Origin of the sequence: Polynucleobacter sp. 71A-WALBACH, assembly GCF_018882365.1 — a bacterium.
GTDB lineage: Bacteria > Pseudomonadota > Gammaproteobacteria > Burkholderiales > Burkholderiaceae > Polynucleobacter.
The window spans coordinates 693,790-715,350 of record NZ_JACVOP010000001.1; the positions used below are offsets into that span (position 1 = coordinate 693,790).

The 21,561-nt window shown below is 46.8% G+C and carries 20 protein-coding genes; 14 read left to right on the forward strand and 6 right to left on the reverse strand.

Translation table 11 applies throughout. The features are described from left to right. Window positions 1-10 precede the first annotated feature (10 nt). The 3 genes from ICN42_RS03610 to thiL are packed head-to-tail and all read right to left on the reverse strand — an operon-like array spanning window position 11 to window position 2,132. Entirely contained in the window at window positions 11-535 is a 525-nt protein-coding gene (locus tag ICN42_RS03610) for a CinA family protein (protein WP_216250992.1), read from the reverse strand. Beyond that, entirely contained in the window at window positions 532-1,113 is a 582-nt protein-coding gene (locus tag ICN42_RS03615) for a phosphatidylglycerophosphatase A (protein WP_216250995.1), read from the reverse strand. The genes ICN42_RS03610 and ICN42_RS03615 overlap by 4 nt, the downstream gene beginning before the upstream one ends. Continuing rightward, window positions 1,110-2,132: a thiamine-phosphate kinase gene (gene thiL, locus ICN42_RS03620; RefSeq protein WP_216250998.1), complete on the reverse strand. Its 1,023-nt coding sequence runs from the start codon at window positions 2,130-2,132 to the stop codon at window positions 1,110-1,112. Before thiL ends, ICN42_RS03615 begins: the two co-directional genes overlap by 4 nt. Window positions 2,133-2,216: 84 nt before the next feature. Here thiL and ICN42_RS03625 point away from each other — a divergent pair, with 84 nt between their 5' ends. Both ICN42_RS03625 and ICN42_RS03630 read left to right on the forward strand, forming a co-directional pair. Further along, the gene (locus tag ICN42_RS03625; RefSeq protein ID WP_216251001.1) at window positions 2,217-4,544 is read left to right on the forward strand and encodes an NADP-dependent malic enzyme; all 2,328 of its coding nucleotides are present in this window, start codon (window positions 2,217-2,219) and stop codon (window positions 4,542-4,544) included. Window positions 4,545-4,682: 138 nt separating this feature from the next. Then, complete coding sequence (locus ICN42_RS03630; protein WP_216251003.1) at window positions 4,683-5,303, forward strand: barstar family protein; 621 nt, start codon at window positions 4,683-4,685, stop codon at window positions 5,301-5,303. Window positions 5,304-5,357: 54 nt separating this feature from the next. Here ICN42_RS03630 and ICN42_RS03635 read toward each other — a convergent pair whose 3' ends face one another. Next, window positions 5,358-6,119, reverse strand: a complete 762-nt coding sequence (locus tag ICN42_RS03635) for a 16S rRNA (uracil(1498)-N(3))-methyltransferase (protein WP_216251006.1) — start codon at window positions 6,117-6,119, stop codon at window positions 5,358-5,360. 43 nt (window positions 6,120-6,162) lie between these two features. Between ICN42_RS03635 and tkt the strand changes: the two genes are divergently transcribed. Together tkt and gap are read left to right on the forward strand one after the other, a co-directional pair. Continuing rightward, a complete protein-coding gene (gene tkt, locus ICN42_RS03640) occupies window positions 6,163-8,169 on the forward strand; it encodes a transketolase (RefSeq protein WP_255539224.1) in 2,007 nt (668 codons plus the stop codon). 40 nt (window positions 8,170-8,209) lie between these two features. Then, window positions 8,210-9,238, forward strand: coding sequence for a type I glyceraldehyde-3-phosphate dehydrogenase (gene gap / locus ICN42_RS03645; protein ID WP_215328738.1), 1,029 nt, complete (start codon window positions 8,210-8,212; stop codon window positions 9,236-9,238). A 102-nt stretch (window positions 9,239-9,340) separates the two neighbouring features. Here gap and fur read toward each other — a convergent pair whose 3' ends face one another. Continuing rightward, complete coding sequence (gene fur, locus ICN42_RS03650; RefSeq protein WP_216199846.1) at window positions 9,341-9,799, reverse strand: ferric iron uptake transcriptional regulator; 459 nt, start codon at window positions 9,797-9,799, stop codon at window positions 9,341-9,343. A 43-nt stretch (window positions 9,800-9,842) separates the two neighbouring features. Between fur and ICN42_RS03655 the strand changes: the two genes are divergently transcribed. The 10 genes from ICN42_RS03655 to hemL all read left to right on the forward strand — a co-directional run bounded on the left by ICN42_RS03655 (window position 9,843) and on the right by hemL (window position 20,695). Further along, the gene (locus tag ICN42_RS03655; protein ID WP_216251009.1) at window positions 9,843-10,562 is read left to right on the forward strand and encodes an outer membrane protein assembly factor BamE; all 720 of its coding nucleotides are present in this window, start codon (window positions 9,843-9,845) and stop codon (window positions 10,560-10,562) included. A 69-nt stretch (window positions 10,563-10,631) separates the two neighbouring features. Continuing rightward, on the forward strand, window positions 10,632-11,432 hold the full coding sequence (gene dapB / locus ICN42_RS03660) for a 4-hydroxy-tetrahydrodipicolinate reductase (protein ID WP_216252877.1): 801 nt from the start codon (window positions 10,632-10,634) through the stop codon (window positions 11,430-11,432). Between the two features lie 38 nt (window positions 11,433-11,470). Further along, window positions 11,471-14,143, forward strand: a complete 2,673-nt coding sequence (gene leuS / locus ICN42_RS03665) for a leucine--tRNA ligase (RefSeq protein WP_216251010.1) — start codon at window positions 11,471-11,473, stop codon at window positions 14,141-14,143. A gap of 36 nt (window positions 14,144-14,179) precedes the next feature. Then, window positions 14,180-14,707 carry an LPS assembly lipoprotein LptE gene (gene lptE, locus ICN42_RS03670; RefSeq protein ID WP_216251012.1) on the forward strand — a complete coding sequence of 176 codons (528 nt, stop codon included), beginning with the start codon at window positions 14,180-14,182 and terminating at the stop codon, window positions 14,705-14,707. A gap of 19 nt (window positions 14,708-14,726) precedes the next feature. Continuing rightward, window positions 14,727-15,788, forward strand: a complete 1,062-nt coding sequence (gene holA, locus ICN42_RS03675; RefSeq protein WP_216251015.1) for a DNA polymerase III subunit delta — start codon at window positions 14,727-14,729, stop codon at window positions 15,786-15,788. 75 nt (window positions 15,789-15,863) lie between these two features. Then, entirely contained in the window at window positions 15,864-17,150 is a 1,287-nt protein-coding gene (locus ICN42_RS03680; RefSeq protein WP_255539225.1) for a glutamate-5-semialdehyde dehydrogenase, read from the forward strand. Window positions 17,151-17,191: 41 nt separating this feature from the next. Next, window positions 17,192-17,617 carry a CopD family protein gene (locus ICN42_RS03685; RefSeq protein ID WP_216251033.1) on the forward strand — a complete coding sequence of 142 codons (426 nt, stop codon included), beginning with the start codon at window positions 17,192-17,194 and terminating at the stop codon, window positions 17,615-17,617. Between the two features lie 69 nt (window positions 17,618-17,686). Continuing rightward, window positions 17,687-19,153, forward strand: a complete 1,467-nt coding sequence (locus ICN42_RS03690) for a class I SAM-dependent RNA methyltransferase (protein WP_216251037.1) — start codon at window positions 17,687-17,689, stop codon at window positions 19,151-19,153. 25 nt (window positions 19,154-19,178) lie between these two features. Continuing rightward, window positions 19,179-19,349: a rubredoxin gene (locus tag ICN42_RS03695; RefSeq protein ID WP_216204167.1), complete on the forward strand. Its 171-nt coding sequence runs from the start codon at window positions 19,179-19,181 to the stop codon at window positions 19,347-19,349. Window positions 19,350-19,402: 53 nt separating this feature from the next. Then, complete coding sequence (hemL, locus tag ICN42_RS03700; protein ID WP_216251040.1) at window positions 19,403-20,695, forward strand: glutamate-1-semialdehyde 2,1-aminomutase; 1,293 nt, start codon at window positions 19,403-19,405, stop codon at window positions 20,693-20,695. 26 nt (window positions 20,696-20,721) lie between these two features. Here hemL and ICN42_RS03705 read toward each other — a convergent pair whose 3' ends face one another. After that, a complete protein-coding gene (locus tag ICN42_RS03705; RefSeq protein ID WP_216251042.1) occupies window positions 20,722-21,561 on the reverse strand; it encodes a symmetrical bis(5'-nucleosyl)-tetraphosphatase in 840 nt (279 codons plus the stop codon).

The following is a 21,561-nucleotide window of genomic DNA, read 5'->3' on the forward strand; positions in this document are numbered from 1 at the left end:
CAATAGCCCACTAGGCATTTTTTGGTTTGAGTAATTCTAAAAATTGAGAGAGTGCAAAATCACGCGCTTGTTCTCGTACTATTTGACGATCGCCCTGAAAATGCTTGGTCAGTGTGGCGGTATTAATCACATCATATCCAACGCTCTCTTTGATTGCCCAGCCAAAGCAGACGGTACCAACTGGTTTTCCTGCTGAACCACCTGTTGGACCAGCGATGCCAGTAATGGAAATGGCGGCGTTGACATTCGCATTGCGTAGCGCGCCTTCGGCCATGGCTTTGGCGACTTGTTCGCTGACTGCGCCAAATGACTCAATCGTTTCCATTGGAACATCTAAGCATTCGGATTTCGCGGCATTGCTGTAGGTGATATATCCCCGCTCCAGCCAATCGCTAGAACCTGCTAAGTCCGTGAGGGTCGCGCAGACAAGGCCGCCAGTGCAGGATTCAGCTAAAGCAATTTTCCAACCCCGATTGATGAGAGTCAGGGCTACAGCTCTGGCTAACTCATGCTGAGGATCATTATTATTTTTCATAGGACGTAGCTCAATCCAATCTGTAACAGTGTGATGGTGAGTAGGGTAAAAAATGCAGCGGCTAAATCATCGGCAATGATTCCAAAGCCGCGCCATAAAATTAAGCCACTACTTGACCGGGCAGAATCATTGCCACCTTCTAAGTGTTTAAAGTGTCGATCGATCATTCCAATCGGCCCAGGTTTCACGGCATCAAAAAATCGGAATAGTGCAAATGCCAAAATTTGCATCCATAAGTTTGCCGGCATGATGAAAATCAATACGAGCCAGAAGGCGACTATTTCATCCCACACAATTCCGCCAAAATCTTTTTTACCTAACTCTTCGCTCACTTGTCCGCAGATCCAGCAACCCAGCAGAACTCCTAGGCTAATGATCCATAACCATGCTTCTGTGGATAGAAAATACTCGCCCAGCAGAAATGCAGCCCAAGCCCACAGTGTTCCTACGGTGCCTGGCGCGAATGGCGCTAAACCACTACCCAAGCCGAAAGCAAGGGCGCGACTCGGTTTGCTAAATACCCACTTGAAGCTAGGAATCAATGTGGGGGAGCTCGGTGTATTGGATTGGGTATTCATGCGAAATGATCAAAGGATTTCAGTAGTAAATCCGCTGCTTGAGCATTTAATTCTTTTCCATTGCTATCAATGATGTGTATTGCAGATCCTGAGTGTTGCATAGATTTGATGCTACCAATTTGGGTAAGCGGAATATCTAGGTCTGCACTGATTTTGGCAATGGCATCCCTTTTACCAATTGGGGCCGTAAAGCACAGCTCGTAATCATCCCCGCCACTCGCAGCATATAGATTTTGAATGACTGGTGACTGCTTGCGCAGTGTGGCAGATTTTGGGAGGCGGTCTAAATAGATTTCAGCATCTTTATTCGATTGCTTGAGGATATGTTTTAGGTCGCCCAGCAAGCCATCTGAGATATCTAGGGCCGAGTTGGCAAGATCTCTTAAGGCAATGCCCAAATTAATTCTGGGGATGGGTTGATGCATGCGAACCTCAACGCTCGCTAAATCTTCACCGGGTAATTGAATTTCATGACGCAGTGCAGCAAGAGCAAGCCTGGCATCGCCAACAAAACCCGACACCCAAATATCATCGCCGTCCAATGCCCCCGATCTATAAATGGCCTTGTCCTTCGGAATACTTCCAAAAGCAGTGATGCAAATATTGAGCGGGCCAGCGGTAGTGTCACCTCCAATGAGTGGGCAAGCATATTGGTTGGCGATTGAAAATAATCCCTTGCTGAAGGCCTCTAACCAAGCTGGATTGGACTCTGGTAAGGCCAGCGCTAGAGTGAAGCCTTCAGGCTTGGCGCCCATGGCAGCTAGGTCTGAGAGGTTGACAGCTAGGGCTTTCCAGCCTAGCCATTCTGGATTAGCATCTGCAAAAAAATGCCGTCCGCAGACCAGCATATCGCTGGTAATCGCAATTTCTTCAGCTGAGGTGGTCTTTAGAAGGGCGCAGTCATCGCCAATTCCCAGTTTCACTGAGCTGGGGTGATTGGCAAGCATCAGATCTGACTGCGTTTTAAAGAAACGCTGGATCAGGTCAAATTCGCCAATTGAGGAAGATTGAGAATGCATGCCCCATTTTATGGCTCTTGGCAGTCTTGCATCCGAGAGGAATAGAATTAGAAGCTTGAATAAGTCTGATTGATGAGTGAACTGATGAGTAAACCAAGCAATAGCACCAAAGAACAACAAATAGCGGATTTAAGAGCAGCTGCTCTCCACTATCACGAGTTTCCTGTTCCGGGAAAAATCGAAATTGCCCCAACCAAGCAGTTAACCAATCAGCGGGACTTAGCGTTAGCCTATACGCCAGGCGTTGCCGCAGCCTGCGAAGAGATTGTTAAAGACCCTGCTAATGCATTCCGTTACACAGCACGCGGTAATTTGGTTGGTGTGATTACCAACGGCACGGCAGTCTTGGGTTTAGGAAATATTGGTCCATTGGCAAGTAAGCCAGTGATGGAAGGTAAGGCAGTACTCTTTAAGAAATTTGCTGGCATTGATGTTTTCGATATTGAAGTGAATGAAAACGATCCAGATAAGTTAGTTGAAATTATTGCAGCACTTGAGCCAACTTTTGGCGGTATCAATTTAGAAGATATCAAAGCGCCAGATTGTTTTGTGGTCGAACGCAAGTTACAAGCTCGCATGAAGATCCCTGTCTTTCATGATGATCAACATGGCACTGCGATTGTGGTTGCTGCGGCGATTCTCAATGGCTTAAAAGTAGTTGGCAAAGATGTTGCTAATGTGAAGTTGGTTACATCTGGCGCTGGTGCCGCAGCTTTAGCTTGTTTGGATCTATTAGTTGATCTTGGTATCCCCCGAAAGAATATTTGGGTAACAGACTTAGCTGGTGTTGCTTATAAAGGCCGTAAAGAATTAATGGATCCTGAGAAAGAGCCGTTCTGCCAAGAGACAGAATTGCGTACGCTCGATCAAGCAATTGAAGGTGCGGATATTTTCTTAGGTCTTTCTGCTGGCGGTGTTCTCAAGCAAGACATGGTGAAGAAGATGGCGCCTAAGCCATTGGTTTACGCCTTAGCAAATCCAACTCCTGAGATTCTTCCTGAGGAAGTGAAAGAAGTTCGTCCTGATGCTGTGATGGCGACTGGTCGTACTGATTATCCGAACCAAGTCAATAATGTTTTGTGTTTCCCATTCATCTTCCGTGGCGCATTAGATGTTGGTGCTACTACCATTACGCGTGGCATGGAAGTAGCGGCAGTGAAGGCTGTGGCAGAGTTGGCGCAGGCTGAGCAGAGCGAAATAGTGACCTCGGTATATGGCATTGAGAATTTATCTTTTGGTCCAGAGTATTTAATTCCGAAACCATTTGACCCGCGTCTGATTACCGTCATCGCACCTGCGGTTGCTAAAGCGGCAATGGATGATGGTGTCGCTCAACGTCCAATTAAAGACTTTGATGCTTACCGCAATCAGTTGCAACAATTTGTGTACCACTCTGGTACTTTGATGAAGCCACTGTTTAGTATTGCGAAACGTGTGCCTGCCGCTCAAAAACGTATCATATTTGCCGAGGGTGAAGATGAGCGCGTACTGCGTGCAGTTCAAATCATTATTGATGAGCATTTAGCTACCCCAATTTTGATTGGACGCCCAGCCGTCATTGAGCATCGTATTGGCAAGTTTGGGTTGCGTATTAAAGCTGGCGAAGACTTTGAGATCGTAAACCCAGAGAATGATTCACGCTTCCGCGATTTCTGGCAAACCTATTTGGCTTTGACTGAGCGCAAAGGCGTTACCGAATCATTTGCTAAGTTAGAAATGCGACGTCGCAACAGTTTAATTGGCTCAATGTTGATTACTAAAGGCATGGCTGATGGCATGATTTGTGGAACCATTGGTAATTCATCGACGCATTTGAAATATGTCGATGAAGTAGTAGGTCGTGAGCCTGGTGCCAATGTTTATGGCGCTATGTCTGGATTGATTTTGCCAGGTCGCCAAGTATTCTTGGTTGATACCCATGTCAATATTGATCCAACTGCAGAGCAACTAGCTGAATTGACATTAATGGCTGCGAGTGAAATGCGTAAATTGGGTATAGCTCCCAAGGTTGCACTCCTGTCCCACTCGAACTTTGGTTCAAGCAGTGCTCCATCCGCAATCAAAATGCGTGAAGTATTGGCTTTGATTCAAAAAGCAGATCCAACTCTTGAGGTGGATGGTGAAATGCATGGCGATAGCGCTTTGGATGAAACCATTCGTGCTAGCGCAGTTACTTCATCCACTTTAAAAGGCGATGCCAACTTGCTAGTGCTGCCTAATATTGATGCCGCAAACATTTCTTATAACTTGTTAAAGACCGCTGCTGGTAATGGTATTGCGATTGGCCCACTACTCTTGGGTGCTGCTAAGCCGATTCATATTCTCACGCCATCTGCTACTGTGCGACGTATCGTCAATGTGACTACTTTGGCGGTAGTTGAGGCAGCAAGTAACGCTAGGGGTGTGGCTTAAGAATTAAATATTGGCTTTTATTTATGTTAGTTAGCAATAACTAACATAAATAATTATTATATAAATCAATGGTTTATATAAAATGCACTGTAATTGGGCTTGATTTGATGACGTGTTAAGGGTAACCTAGCATCCATCATGAATAATCGCTCTGAAAACAGCACTACAGTAGGCTTTGACGAACACAGTCGGGCTGAAAGTTGGGATAGTAACGATCGACTTGAAACCGAGTCTCCGGCAGCCAACATCTACGCTGAGGGTGGTTTATCTCGTTTACAAACCTATGCAGCAAATCAAGTTTCGGGGAAAAAAGTGACAGCTTCTTGGCGTGCCGCTTTGGCCGTTCGCGATGCCGGACCGCCGGCAATGTTGCGCAGTGTGCGCCCTAATATCGTTCAATCTATTCGTGCTTTCCGCACTCCTGACCTTCAGGAAGCGGCCACTGAGCTTGGCCAACATTTCATTTACGCAAATTGTGCAAATGCAATGACAAAAGGCGAAGTTTTAGAAGCGATTGCGATTGCTTACACCTTCACAAAGCAGCAGGCGAAGAATTTCGATCCTTTGCTCGATGCTTTGACAACGACTGTTGATAAGTCTGGCCCACAGCCAGGATTCGTAGTGGTGCTCGAAGGCTTGCCTTGCACACAGAAGTTTGACAAAGAAGCTCGTGAGACTCTGCTTGACGTGTTCCGTGATGCTGTTGACTTCTGGTCTGAGCGTCGCACACCCTATCGCGTGTTTTACTCTTTTGCTTAGTCACTGAGTTTTAACAAGTTAAGCGGTAAAGCCAGAAAATAGCAAAAATCGCCTCTATTTGAGGCGATTTTGTATTTCTGGACCCCAAACGCTGTGTACGGCAGTAATTGCCACAATTCCAGCAGTCTCAGTCCGTAGGACTCGGTCACCCAAAGAGACAATTTGATAGCCGGCCGCTTCAGCTTGAGCCTCTTCTTCTGGAGAATGCCCACCTTCTGGCCCAATCATCAAAATTAGATCCTGTGGTGGGCTATCAATTAATACTGAATACAGGCTTTTATCAGTATCAGGGCTTAAAAGTAGCTTAAGTTGAGCTTTTTGTGGCTTCTGTAGGTAACTTTCAAAACTTTGTACAGGCTCTACAGTGGCTAACACTGTGCGATCACATTGTTCGCATGCGGCTTGAACGATGCCCTCCCAGTGTAGAAGGCGTTTTTGAGCCCGCTCAGCATCACTTGAGCGCGTTAATTTGATTACTGAGCGCTCACATTGCAATGGTGCAATCACCTGAGCGCCGGTCTCTATGGCCTTCTCAACTACCCAGTCCATCTTGTCACCCCCAGCAAGTCCTTGTGCCAGGGTAATGGCATAAGGACTCTCGCGATGGATATCTTGGTGAATGTCGCTAAGCTCTGCCTCTCCCGATTTATTGCTTAGCGAGAGGAGCTTGGCCTGGGCAATATGACCCTTTCCATCGAAGATGGGGAAGAATTCACCAACTTGGATGCGACGGACGCGCAAGTGATGCGCAAGCTCTGGAGTGAGGATATTTGGCTTTTGGGTTTCCCATGGGCCGGGAAGATAAAATTGAGGCATTACTGAAATATAGCTAATTAATTTCCAAGAGACCTAATTTACGATGTCAAACCTTCAAATTCGCATGGCCAACGCCATTCGTGCTTTATCCATGGATGCAGTTCAACAAGCCAATTCTGGACACCCTGGTATGCCGATGGGTATGGCTGATATTGCAGTCGGCCTCTGGAATGAACATTTGCAACACAATCCAACAGATCCGCATTGGATGAATCGCGATCGCTTTGTTTTGTCTAACGGCCATGGCTCAATGTTGCTGTATTCACTTTTACATCTCACCGGTTACGACTTGCCGATGAGTGAGTTGAAAAATTTCCGTCAGTTGCATAGTAAAACTGCGGGCCATCCTGAGTATGGTGTTACGCCCGGAGTAGAAACAACTACTGGTCCTTTGGGCCAAGGAATTTCTAATGCAGTGGGTATGGCGCTTGCCGAGAAATTATTAGCAGCGGAATTTAATCGCCCAGGTTATGACATCGTTGACCATTACACCTATGTATTTTTGGGTGATGGTTGCTTGATGGAAGGCATCAGCCATGAGGTATGTTCTTTGGCTGGCACACTGAAGCTAAATAAACTCATCGCACTTTGGGATGACAACGGTATTTCGATTGATGGCAAAGTAGTTTCTTGGTTTAACGAAGATACGCCAAAACGTTTTGAAGCTTACGGTTGGAATGTGATTCGCGATGTAGATGGTCATAATGCAGAGACTGTATCTAGTGCAATCGCTAAAGCTAAGAAGAGTGATAAACCAACCTTGATTTGCTGCAAGACTGCTATCGGTCAAGGCTCTCCTAATATGGCGGGTAGCGACAAGGTGCATGGCTCTCCATTGGGCGCAGCAGAAATTGCTGCAACCCGTGTAGCATTGAATTGGCCCTATGCGCCATTTGAAATTCCAAAAGATATATATGAGGCTTGGGACTTCAAGAAACGTGGACAAGCTGCTGAGCATGAGTGGAATAAAGAGTTCCAGGCATATAAAAATAAATACCCAGAACTCGCTTCTGAATTGCAACGTCGTATGCAAGGCGACCTATCTAAAGACTTCACTAAAACTTTAGATGCTTATCTCAAGACTTGTGAAACCAAAGCGGAAACGATTGCTACTCGCAAAGCAAGTCAAAATGCGATTGAAGCATTGGCGCCAGCATTACCAGAGTTCATGGGTGGATCAGCAGATTTAACAGGTTCTAACTTAACCAATTGGTCTTCATGCAAGCCAGTGCGCGCTGACCAATGGGGTAATCATATTAATTACGGTGTTCGTGAATTTGGTATGAGCGCCATCATGAATGGCATCGCTTTGCATGGTGGGTACATTCCATTTGGCGGTACGTTCTTAACTTTCTCCGATTACAGCCGCAACGCATTGCGGATGGCCGCATTAATGAAGTTGCGTAGCATCTTTGTCTTTACGCATGACTCTATTGGCTTGGGAGAAGATGGCCCGACACACCAGTCTGTTGAGCATGTAGCGAGTTTGCGTTTGATTCCGAATTTGATGGTTTGGCGTCCATGTGACACCACTGAGAGTGCGGTTGCATGGGGTGCTGCGATTGAACGCAAGCATGGCCCAAGCGCTTTAATTTTCAGTCGTCAAAACTGCCCATTTGTGCCACGCAATAGTCAACAGATCAAAGATATTGCGCGTGGTGGATATGTGCTGCGTGATCCGAAGAAATCCAAAATTGATGCAGTCATTATTGCTACTGGCTCCGAGATTGCTTTGGCATTACAAACAGCGGAACGTTTGGAGAGTGAAAGCTCAGGCAAGATTGGTATTCGCGTGGTATCGATTCCATCAACTACGGTATTCGATCAACAAGATGCCGCTTACAAGGCCAAAGTATTGCCAGCGGATATTCCACGTATTGCGGTTGAAGCGGGTGTGAGTGATTTCTGGTGGAAGTATGGTTGCGCAGCGGTTCATGGTGTTGATACCTTCGGTGAATCCGCACCAGCACCAGTCCTTTATGAATATTTTGGTTTGACAGTGGATGAGATTGCTAAAACAGTAATGCAATGTATTGCCAAGAAAAAATAATTTGTCTGTTTAAGAATTTAATATTAGCAAGGGGAATGGAATGACAATTCGTGTCGCAATTAATGGTTATGGTCGTATTGGTCGCATGGTCTTACGCGCTTTGTATGAAGATCAGGTCAATGGCAAGCCAAGACGGGATATCAAAATCGTAGCAATTAACGCGATGGGTGATATCGATATTAATGCGCACCTGACGCAATATGATTCTGCACACGGTCGTTTTCCTGCTGAAGTAAAAGTTGATGGTGATTGCATGGTGGTGAATGGCGATCGCATCAAGATGTTCTCTACCCGCAATCCTCTAGAGACTCCCTGGGGTGAATTGGGTGTGGACTTGGTGCTCGAGTGCTCGGGTAAATTTACTTCCAAAGAAAAAGCGATGGTGCATATTTCTCAGGGCGCGAAGAAAGTATTGATCTCCGCTCCAGGTGAAAAAGATGTGGATGCCACGATTGTGTATGGTGTTAATCAGCAAGTTCTCAAACCAAGCGATGTCGTGGTTTCTAACGCAAGCTGTACTACCAACTGCCTTGCTCCCTTAGTTAAACCATTGCTAGAAAAGATTGGCATCGAGTCTGGCTTGATGACGACTATCCATGCTTTTACTAATGACCAAGTTCTAACTGACGTGTATCACAAGGATATGCGCCGTGCGCGCTCTGCTGTTACCAGCATGATTCCGACTAAGACAGGCGCTGCAAAGGCGGTTGGTTTGGTATTGCCAGCATTAGCAGGGCGTTTTGATGGTTTTGCGATGCGCGTGCCAGTGATTAATGTGTCTGTTGTGGATTTAACTTTTGCCGCTAGTCGCGCTACCAGCGTGGACGAGGTGAACTCGATCCTCAAAACAGCGAGTGAGGGCGAGTTGAAGGGTATTTTGGGTTTCAATACCTTGCCATTGGTTTCCATCGACTTTAATCACGACCCACGCCCTAGTATTTACGATGCTTCTCAGACCCGTGTCTCAGCGGATGGCAAACTTGTGAAGGTTTTGGCTTGGTATGACAACGAATGGGGTTATTCAGTTCAAATGCTCAATGCTGCTGAAGCATTGATGGCTGTAAAGTAAGTAATTAAGTGGGTATTAAGGCTAAAAGTCTTTAAAATCTGGCTTTATATGTAAAAAAGACCTCAATAGAGGTCTTTTTTCATTATCTGCCATCAAATGCGCTCAAGGTTTGGGTTTATTGCGGCAATTCTTCTTTTGACAGTGGCCATACATGGCCAAGGAGTGCTCCTGGAGCTTAAAACCCAAGTTTTTAGCAATATCCCGCTGCCTTTTCTCAATAGCTTCGTCCACAAACTCTTCTACATGCCCGCAATCTAAGCAGACTAGGTGGTCATGATGTTGACCCTCATTGAGCTCGTAAATAGCCCTGCCATCACCCTTGCTCGACTCAAAATGACTGCGAAGTAGCAGGCCAGCCTGCTCAAACTGGGTGAGCACTCTGTAGACCGTTGCTAAACCAATCTCTTTATCGTCCTTGGCTAAAGCCATAAAGACGTCTTCAGCGCTAAAGTGGGTACCGCCATTTTGATGAAAAAAGTCCAGGATTTTCATGCGTGGACCAGTCGCTTTAAGGCCAATGTCACGTAAATCTGCTGGAGTGGGGTTTTGGTTCATATTCATGGGTTTGGGAGCTAAAATCAATGTCTTAATGATACGGCCTGCCATGCAAAATTGCCCTCAACTATTTACTCGTCTATTGAACTCCATTTTTGGGGTTTTTAGCCTCGCCCGTTCAGCGTTGCTGATCACTGCCGTTGGTATGGTGATGGTTACTGCTGGTTGCACTAGTGCGGTAAATGACACTCAACGTGCTTGGATGAATAAAGTGTTCAGACCTTACGTTCCGGATGTGGTGCAGGGCAACTTTATTTCTAGCGAGCAATACGCCAAGTTACAAGTTGGCCAGAGTCGCGAACAAGTTCGCCAAATTCTGGGGACACCTTTACTTGCAAGCTATTTCCATGCCAACCGATGGGATTATGTTTTTGAATTTAAGCGCGCTGGCCAAGTGATGGGTAAAGAGCGTCGTGTAACGGTCTTTTTCGAAGGCGATAAATTAGTCAAGTTCCAAGGGGATGCGCTGCCAACCGAAGTTGAATTGGTTGCTGAGATTGATGGCTATGCAAAAACGAAGCGCTCATTCTGGGATGTGATGACTGGGTCTAATAAGCCTCCAGTAACTCCACCTCTACAACAGCCTGAGTTGCTAGTGCCTAGTCCAACTGATAATTTGCCAGCTGGGGCGCCTGTACCTGCGGCTGATACTAGCAGTTCTTTTTGGGACTTTTTTAGTTTTTCAAAAAGTTCGCCAGAAGCTAAGCCTGAACCTCAACAGTTAGGCCCTGGTGCTCTTAACGTTCCACAGGCTAGTGAAGCTAAATAAAGATAACTGTTGTGTTGATGCCGAATGAATTCTTTCGGCAACCTTTAATAAGAAACGAAGATACAAATGATGAGAATCGCAATTGCTGGTGCAACCGGCCGCATGGGAAAAATGTTGATCGAGGCTGTGCTGAATTGCGCGGATGCCGAGCTAGTTGGAGCGCTTGAGCATGAGTCTTGCCCTTTGCTTGGTGAAGATGCTGGTGCGTTCTTGGGTAAAAAAACTGGCATAGCAATTACATCTGATATTGCGAAAGCTTTGAGTAATGCAGAGTTCTTAATTGATTTCACTCGCCCAGAAGGCACGATGGCGCATCTAGCTGTGGCGCAAAAGACTGGCAGCAAAATGATTATCGGTACTACTGGACTGAGCCCAGAGCAAATCGATAGCCTCAAGAAAGCTTCTGCAAATTTAGCAATCGTATTTGCTCCAAACATGAGTGTGGGTGTCAATGCAACATTTAAGTTGCTAGAGATTGCCGCCAAAATGTTGAGCGAAGGTTATGACATTGAAATCATTGAAGCCCATCATCGCCATAAGGTGGACGCTCCATCAGGCACCGCACTCAGAATGGGTGAAGTGATTGCTGATGCGCTTGGTGAGAAATTAGATGATGTCGCGGTATATGCTCGTGAAGGACATACTGGCGAGCGCAAAGAAGGCTCAATTGGTTTTGCCACTATTCGTGGTGGAGATATCGTTGGTGATCACACTGTCTTATTTGCAGGCGAGGGTGAGCGTATTGAGATTAGCCATAAGTCTTCTAGCCGTCAGTCTTATGCGCAAGGTTCTTTGCGAGCTGCACGCTTCTTACAGGGCCAAAGTTCTGGCTTGTATGACATGCAAGATGTGCTTGGCCTACGTAAGTAAACGAAATAAATCAGAATAGAAGAAAAGAGTTGTATTGAATGAGTAAGGATTACGATCACCGCAGTATTGAAGCTGCAGCCCGCGCTGATTGGGAGCGTGTGCAAGCCTATAAGGTAGCCGAGAACGCGGTAGATGCTTCCGGTAAGCCAAGACTAAAATACTACGCCTGCTCGATGTTGCCTTACCCCTCTGGTAAGTTGCATATGGGCCACGTTCGCAATTACACGATCAATGATGTAATGGCGCGACAGTTGCGTATGCAGGGCTATAACGTACTGATGCCTATGGGCTGGGATGCGTTTGGTATGCCTGCTGAAAATGCGGCTATTCAGAACAAAGTACCACCAGCTAAATGGACCTACGACAACATTGCTTATATGAAAAAGCAAATGGCGGCGATGGGCTTGGCAATTGACTGGTCGCGTGAAGTCGCAACTTGTAGCCCTGATTACTATCGCTGGAATCAATGGCTCTTTTTGAAGATGCTCGAAAAGGGTATTGCTTATCGCAAAACTCAAGTTGTTAACTGGGATCCAATCGATCAAACAGTATTAGCAAATGAGCAGGTGATTGATGGGCGCGGTTGGCGCTCTGGTGCTTTGGTTGAGAAGCGTGAGATCCCAGGCTACTACTTCAATATCACCGCTTATGCAGAACAGCTACTTTCTGGTTTAGATGGTTTGGGTTGGCCTGAACGCGTCAAAACCATGCAGCAAAATTGGATTGGTAAAAGTCGTGGCGTGCGTTTTGCGTTCAAGCATGAGATCCAAGATGCGCATGGTAACTTTGTTCAGGATGGTCAGTTGTATGTATTTACAACCCGCGCTGACACCATTATGGGTGTCACATTCTGCGCAGTAGCTGCTGAACATCCATTAGCAACATTGGCGGCCTCTCATAATCCCGAGTTAGCTGCATTTATCGAGAAATGCAAAACGGGTAGCGTGATTGAGGCCGATCTGGCTACTCAAGAAAAAGAAGGTATGTTCACAGGTCTGTATGTGACGCATCCGCTCACCAAGGAGCCTGTACCAGTTTGGGTAGGTAACTATGTATTGATGTCTTACGGTGATGGCGCAGTGATGGGTGTGCCAGCACATGATGAGCGGGACTTTGCATTTGCTCTTAAATATGATTTGCCGATCAAGCAAGTGATTGCTTTGCGCTCTCCTTCCGACATGTTTAATGCTAGCCATTGGCAAGACTGGTATGCACAAAAGGAGGATGCTGTCTGTCTCAATAGCGGTAAGTACGATGGCTTGTCTCATGAAGCGGCGGTTGACGCCGTAGCTCAAGATTTAGAGAAAATGGGTATTGGTGAAATCAAAACCACCTACCGTTTGCGGGATTGGGGCATCTCTCGTCAGCGCTATTGGGGTACACCCATTCCGATTATTCATTGTGGTGGTGAGCAGAATCCAGGTTGTGGCGCAGTACCTGTGCCTGAAGCAGATTTACCCGTAGTGTTACCAGAAGATTGCGTGCCCGATGGTAGCGGCAACCCGCTTAATAAGCGTGCCGACTTCCTGAATGTGAAATGCCCTCAATGTGGCAAGCCTGCACGCCGTGAGACTGACACGATGGATACTTTCGTGGACTCTTCTTGGTATTTCATGCGCTATACCGGTCCAGATGCGAAGACCATGGTGGATGAGCGTAATGAGTACTGGATGCCAATGGATCAGTACATTGGCGGTATTGAGCATGCGATTTTACATTTGCTCTATGCGCGCTTTTGGACAAAGGTCATGCGTGATCTCAATCTAATTACCTTTGATGAGCCTTTCCAAAACTTGCTGACGCAGGGCATGGTGCTCAATGAAACTTACTACTCTGAAGAAGCTTCCGGGAAAAAGACTTGGTTAAACCCTTTGGACGTTGAGCTGGAGCTTGATGAAAAAGGTCGCCCTCAAAGCGCGAAGTTGAAAGGCGATGCTTCTGGCACCCCAGTCATCATTGGCGGCGTTGAGAAAATGTCCAAGAGTAAAAATAATGGCGTTGATCCTCAAGCATTGATTGATCAATATGGAGCCGATACTGCACGCCTCTTTGTGATGTTTGCCGCTCCTCCAGAGCAGCAGCTTGAGTGGTCTAGTGCTGGTGTAGAAGGTGCCTCTCGTTTCTTGCGTCGTGTGTGGATGCATTCCAGTAGTCAGGCTGATGCAATCTGTGCCGCTAGTGAAGTATTGCCAGGTGATTTGAATGAGGCTGAAAAAGAATTGCGTCGTGAGGTGCACACCATTCTGAAGCAGGCGAACTTTGATTACCAGCGTCGCCAATACAACACCGTAGTTTCTGCGGCAATGAAGATGCTGAATGTCCTAGAGCCTGTGAAATTAGGTGACAAGACTGCGATAAGACCAGCGGTATTGCGTGAGTGCTTAAGTATTTTGATTCGGGTGCTTTACCCAGTGGTTCCTCACCTGACGCATGCCCTCTGGAATGAATTGGGTTGCGATAAATCCTTTGGCACTTTATTGGATGCGCCATGGCCTGTAGTAGATGAAGCCGCGCTGATTCAAACCGAGCTGACCATCATGTTGCAAATTAATGGCAAGTTACGTGGCGATATACGCGTGCCGGCTGATGCTACTAAAGAGCAAATCGAGGCACTGGCTTTGCAGAGTGAGCCTGCAGTAAAGGCCTTAAACGGTGCGGCCCCCAAAAAAGTGATTGTGGTGCCAGGTCGCTTGATCAATATTGTTGCTTAGATCGCTAACGAACTATTTTGAACAGAAGCTAAACACATGCGCGTAAACCACCTTCGACGTACCATGCTTGGGTTTCTTGCCTTGGCTCCAGTCAGCGGTTTGATAGCCTGCGGATATCGTTTGCGTGGCATGGTCGATTTGCCTTTTAAAGTTATTGCGATCACTGGTAACCCATCACCACCCCTACGCGCAGATTTGCAGATAGCTATTTTGACGGGCACTGATGCGAAGGTGGCGATCAATCCTAAGGATGCCGATCTCATCCTAGAAATTACTAGTGATGTTAATGGTCGTGAGATCTTGGCCTACAACTCAAATGGTCAAGTTTCCGCCTATCGCTTAAATATTCGGGTTGGATTTAGAGCGTATGACAATGCTGGTGCAGACGTGGTGCCTGAGGCTGAAATTTATATGGCGCGTGATATGGACTTCTCGGTGTCTACTGTTTTGGCGACCGATGTCCAAATGCAGCAATTTCTTACTTTGATGCGTAGAGATTTGGCGGTGCAGATTCTGCGTCGTGTTTCCGCTTCTGCGCGAGCGCCACAGGCTCGAAGCTTTTAAAGAATGACGATTAAATCGCATGGTTAAGAGCGATGCCCTACAGGTTCATTTGAAGTCGCTTAATTCTGCGGCCTCACTAAAGCCGCTATATGTTTTTAGTGGCGATGAACCCCTCCTGATGATGGAGGCAATGGATCAGTTGCGTGCTACCGCTAAAAAAATGGGCTATACCGATCGGGAAGTGTTGCTGCAAGAGCGTGGGTTTGACTGGAGTGCGCTTTTAAGTGCTGGTCAAACTATGTCTTTGTTTGGAGATAAGCGCTGGGTAGAGTTGCGCATACCAACTGGCAAGCCTGGACGTGATGGTGCGGATGCACTCAAGCAGTTCTCCGCTCAAATCGAGTCTCAGTCAGTAGGGTCTGAAGGACCGGATACGATTTTTTGCATCATCTTGCCTAAGCTCGATGGCAAAACCAAAACCTCTGCATGGTTTAGCGCCCTCGATGAAGCGGGCATGGCAATTCAGTTAGATTCCTTGGACCGCACTCAATTGCCCCAATGGATTTTGGGCCGCCTCAAGAAGCAGGGTCAAGAAGTGCAGTCAGGTCCAGAGGGGCAGCGCGCCTTAGCCTTCATTGCTGAGCAGGTAGAGGGAAACCTCATCGCAGCTCACCAAGAAATTCAGAAGTTGGGTCTATTGCACCCTACTGGCGTGTTAACGGAAGAGCAAATTCGGTCTGCCATTTTGAAAGTCGCACGCTATAACGTTTTTGAGTTGACTGAAGCCATGTTGGCTGGTGACCTCCCACGCCTTAATCGCATGTTGGACGGCCTCAAGGGTGAGGGTGAGCCCTTGGTATTGATTCTGTGGAGCGTGACCGAAGAGCTTCGGATACTATCAAAACTAAAGGCGGCGAGCGATGCAGGGGAGTCGGTACAGAATTTAATGCGTACTAACCGCATCTGGGGCAATAAAGAGCGTTTGTATCCCCTGGCTCTAAAACGAGTGCAGCCTTTGAAGTTGCGCAAAGCGATGCAAGTAGCCGCAGGTTTGGATCGCCAAGCTAAAGGATTGCCTGCCGCGGAATTACCGGCAGATCCTTGGGATGGTTTGCGTTTAGTGGGTAATTTGTTGCGCTAGATGAATCTGCGTAAAGAGTAAATAGTGAAGATTAAAGCTTAGATAAAACAATATTAATTTAGACATAGCAAAGATATGAGTAATTCAACGAATACCATTCAGCAAATGATGCAAGATATTGGCCGACGTGCTCGCGAGGCTTCACGCGCAATGGCGCGAGCATCTAGTGATCAGAAGAACCAGGCGCTATTACATATCGCGAAGTTGATTCGTGAGCGCCATGAGGAAATTCAGCGGGTGAATGCGCTTGATGTTGCTCGTGCAAAAACCAATGGCCAAGATGCCGCATTTATTGATCGTCTCACCATGACTCTAAAAACGATTGAATCGATGGCTTTGGGTTTGGAGCAAATTGTTTCCCTGGAAGATCCGATTGGCAAAATGACGGCATTGCAAAAGCAAGCTTCCGGTATTGAGCTCGGTCAAATGCGTGTTCCCCTTGGCGTGATTGGCATTATTTATGAGTCTCGTCCTAATGTGACTATTGATGCCGCAGCGCTGTGTCTCAAGTCGGGTAATGCGGTCATTTTGCGTGGTGGGTCGGAGGCAATTGATTCCAACGCTTTATTAGCGCAATTGATTCAAGAGGGGCTGGATGCCGCTAATTTACCAATGGATGCTGTGCAGGTTGTGACGACAACAGATCGGGCCGCTGTTGGTGAAATGATCACCATGACGGAATATATCGATGTGATAGTACCTCGTGGTGGCAAGAGTTTGATTGCCCGCTTGATGGCGGAGGCGCGCGTTCCTATGATTAAGCATTTGGATGGTATTTGCCACACCTATATTGATGCGGATGCAGATGTGGCCATGGCGATCAAGGTTTGCGATAACGCTAAGACCCAACGCTATGCACCTTGTAACGCAATGGAAACTCTTTTGGTAAATAAGGTAATTGCCCCACAGGTTTTGCCAGCGCTTTGTAAGATCTATCAAGATAAAGGTGTCGAGCTGCGTGTTGATGCTCTGACACGGAAAACCTTGGAGGCGGCAGGATTTGGGAATCTCGTAGATGCGACCGAAGAAGATTGGCAAACAGAATATTTGGCGCCAATTTTGTCGATCAAGACCGTGGCAGACATTGATGAGGCGATGAGCCATATTGAGCAATACGGTAGCAAACATACCGATGCCATTATTACCAATAATCAAGCGCAAGCTAATCGCTTCTTACGTGAAGTAGATAGCGCAAGCGTGATGGTGAATGCCAGCACCCGTTTTGCCGATGGCTTTGAGTATGGCCTGGGTGCGGAGATTGGCATCTCCAATGACAAATTACATGCCCGTGGCCCTGTAGGTCTAGATGGCCTCACTTCCCTTAAGTACATCGTCATGGGTCATGGCGAGATTCGTACTTAATTAAGTCTTATTAAAGAACAGTAGAACGGAAACTATTTATTATGGGCAATTCATATTTATGGGCTAAGACTTTTCACATTGTCTTGATTGCCTCTTGGTTTGCGGGTTTGTTTTATCTCCCACGAATTTTTGTGAATCTGGCGGATGAAAAAAATCCTGAGGCTTATGCACGTCTTCTCGGAATGGCTAATCGCCTCTTTCGCTTTATGACAATTTTGGCTGTGCCAGCAGTTCTACTGGGCCTGACTCTTTGGCTACATTTTAAGATTGGCGCTGGTGAAGTGTGGATGCACGCCAAAATGTTTTTTGTCATTTTGGTGATTGGTTATCACCACGCTTGCTGGAGCTTGCTTAAAAAGTTCCGCAATGGCGTCAATACTCGTTCAGGAGTGTGGTTTCGCTGGTTTAACGAAGTTCCAGTCATTCTGCTATTGGTAGTGACAGCGTTAGTAGTTATTAAGCCTTAATACTGAATGCTGATTACCGACTCCTCACGGTTTATTTTTTTACTTCACCCTTTTTAGATTGCTAGCCTCATGAGATTTTTTGTTGTTTGTCCAGGTGGACTGGAAGTGCCTCTCGCGCAGGAGCTAGCAAGTATTGCGCAGCGCCCCGACTGTAAAGCCTTGGGTGCTTGGGTGATTGACCCTACACCTACGAGCCCCACAGGTGGAGTAGGTTTAGCGGCACCTATTTCTGCTGCGATGGCTTTGAATCTGCATTCGCGAATTGCGAGTCGAGTATTGCTGCAAATGGCTGAATCGCCCTATCGCCAGGAAGAGGATTTATATAAGTTAGCGAGTGGTTTGGCTTGGGAGGAATGGTTTTCTTCTAAACAAACCTTGCGCGTGGATGTGACTGCGCATCGCTCACCATTGAAGAGTTTGAATTTCGCAACCCTGAAGATTAAGGATGCGATTGTTGATCGCTTACGTGATGTCACGGGCGATCGTCCCAGTATTGATACTGCTTTTCCGGATGTACGTGTTCAGGCTCATTTGACTGCAACGCATGCCACTATCTATTTGGATACTTCTGGTGAGGCCTTATTTAAACGCGGCTGGCGTGATGAGAAGGGTGATGCGCCTCTCAAAGAGAATCTTGCGGCAGGTATTCTGTCGATCACTGGCTGGAAACCTTCGCAAACCCTATTTGATCCGATGTGCGGCAGTGGAACCTTTTTGGTTGAGGCTGCACAAATCGCTTTGGCCATTCCGCCGGGAGCAATTCGGGCGGGGATGTATGGTGATGACGCAAAGCCGAGTCGCTTAGCCTATCGCCCATTAGTGACTTCAGCCCATGGCTTTGGCTTTCAGAGGCTCAAACCATTTAATGAAGCTGCTGAACAAAAACGCTGGGGATCTCTGAAAGAGGCTGCTCAGACTGAGATGATGGAAAAGCGCAAGCAGTTCCCAGACTCAGAATCGTTGGGCATTAGCGGTGGTGATATTAATGAGCGATTAGTTGCCATGTTTAAGGGTAACTGGCAGCGTGCACAGTTACCTGGTTTACCAGTAACCCGCCAAATTGATGCATTGGCTAGCAAGCCTCCAGCTAATGCTAAAGATGGCGTGATGCTACTCAATCCTCCTTACGGTGAGCGCTTGGTGATTAAGGGTGGACGAGGTCAAGACCGCTCTGCGGGTGGTGACATGGAGCAGGGTTCTTATGAACCAGCTGAGGAGCCAGAAGATCGCTACGCATTTAATCTGGAAACAGGGCGTCAGAGCGCTAAACGCTCTAGCCGTGAATCCCTGAAGAAGCTACAAGCTCAAGAAGAGCAGGATCCCAAGTTTGTGGAATTTCTGAGGCAATTTGGTCAGCACCTCAAGGATGCGTTTGGCGGCTGGAATGTCTTTGTACTCACGGCGGATATGGGATTACCAGGCCAGTTACGCATCAAGGAGTCAAAGCGTACCCCTCTATTTAATGGCCCCCTAGAATGCAGGCTGTTTAAATTTGAGATGCATCAAAAACGCGAAGCTGCGGTGGATTTAAAATAAAAAGCTAGATACGAGGAAGACGGCAATGGAATTTAAAACATATATGTGCTTAATTTGTGGCTGGGTTTATGACGAAGCTACAGGCCTACCTGAAGAGGGTATTGCGCCAGGTACGCTTTGGAAAGATGTGCCTATGAATTGGACTTGTCCTGAGTGTGGCGCACGCAAAGAAGACTTTGAAATGATGGCGATCTAAAGTTTCCGACAAATTAATAACTAAAAATACTAGAGCGAAAGCAGGGCAGCATTTTGGGACAAAACGAAATCTTATTTGAGCGTGCGCAAAAAACGATTCCTGGGGGTGTGAATTCTCCAGTACGTGCTTTTCGCCAAGTAGGCGGTACACCCCGTTTCGTTACCAAAGCCAAGGGCCCTTATTTTTGGGATGCCGAAGACAAACGTTATATCGATTTAATTATGTCTTGGGGTCCCATGATCGCGGGACATGCTAATCCTGAAGTGGTTGAAGCAGTAAAGCAAGCTGCAGAAACGAGCTTTAGTTATGGCGCCCCTACCGAAGGTGAAATTGAATTAGCGGAACGCATTTGTGAGTTAGTGCCCAGCATTGAGCAGGTTCGTATGGTATCGAGCGGTACTGAGGCAACGATGAGCGCCTTGCGTCTTGCCCGCGGCTATACCGGTCGTGATCTCATTATTAAATTTGAGGGTTGCTATCACGGTCATGCTGATAGTTTGTTGGTTAAGGCGGGATCCGGCCTTTTAACTTTTGCAGACTCAACACAAAACGCACCTTCTTCTGGTGGCGTTCCTCATGATTTGGTTAAGTACACCTTGGTATTGCCCTATAACGATGTGGCAGCCCTGAAGGAGGTATTTCAGAAGCAGGGTGATGAGATTGCTGCAGTCATTATTGAGCCGATAGCCGGTAATATGAACCTCATCAAGCCTTCAGCAGAATTTCTGTCGGTGCTGCGTCAGCTCACTAGCCAGCATGGCAGTGTATTAATTTACGACGAAGTCATGACGGGCTTTAGAGTGGCATTGGGCGGTGCTCAATCTTTGCAAGGAATCACTCCTGACCTCACTTGTCTTGGCAAGGTGATGGGTGGTGGCATGCCGATGGCTGCCTTTGGTGGAAAAAAAGAAATCATGTCTAAGCTTGCTCCCTTGGGTAATGTGTATCAAGCAGGCACCTTGTCAGGTAACCCGGTAGCGGTAGCGGCAGGATTAAAGACGCTGGAGATTGTCTCTCGAGAAGGTTTTTATGAATGCCTTACTGGCCAAACTGAAAAACTGATGGCAGGCTTAAAACTTGCTGCAGATGAAGCCGGCGTCCCTTTTGCGGTAGACAGTGTTGGTGGCATGTTTGGGTTTTATTTTGCTAATGAAGTCCCGACCTCTTTTGAGGCGGTGACTAAAACCGATATAGAGGCATTTAAGAAATTCTTCCACTTGATGCTAGATCAAGGAGTGTATTTAGCGCCCTCTGCTTACGAGGCTGGCTTTACTTCGATTGCTCACGATAATGCCGTGTTGGAAGAGATTATCACTGCAGCGAAAGCGGCATTTAAGAAGCTCTAGTTTTCTACTTTATAAAGTAAAAGGGCTTACATTCTGAGTGGATGATCGTATCCACTCACCTGAATGATTTGTAACTTCTTGCTTGACTTGCCCGACTCTGGAATTTCCATAGCGGTTAGCTTGCCACCCCAGACACACCCAGTATCTAAACCAATGACATTCTGCTGTCGAAGTAAGCCTAAGGTCGACCAGTGCCCAAAATAGATTAGAGCATCTTGGGTTTTTCTCTTAGGGTTTTTGAACCAAGGGATGTAGCCCTTGGGACCATTCTCAAAACCTTCTTTGCTATCAAATTCCATCATGCCTGCAGGAGTGCAAAAACGAATACGGGTTAGCGCATTCGTGATGACCCGTAAACGCTCATATCCCTTGAGGGAGTTACTCCACTTATTCGGAGTATTGCCATACATATTCGCTAAAAAATCTTTATAGGATTTACTGCGAAGCGCTTTTTCTACTTCTTGTGCGCATTCAATCGTTTGCTGAAGATCCCATTGGGGTAAAACACCGGCATGGACGGTTAATACTTTGCCATTACTGAGGGCCATTGGTCGATGGCGCAACCAATTGATTAATTCAGTTTTATCAGGTGCATCTAGGATGGGCTGTATGGTATCCAGTCCCTTGGTTTTGCGGATGCCAGCATCTACAGCCAGCAAGTGCAGATCATGATTTCCGAGAATACACTCGATGCGTTGTTCTTCTTGTAATTGCTTGAGGTAGCGCAAGGTGCCCAAGGAGTCCGGTCCGCGATTGACAAGATCGCCTAAGAAAATCATCTTAGACCGAGCAGGTATTTTTTTGACGAGCTGCTTTAAAGAGGGTGCACACCCTTGAATATCACCGACGGCATAGATCTTGCTCAT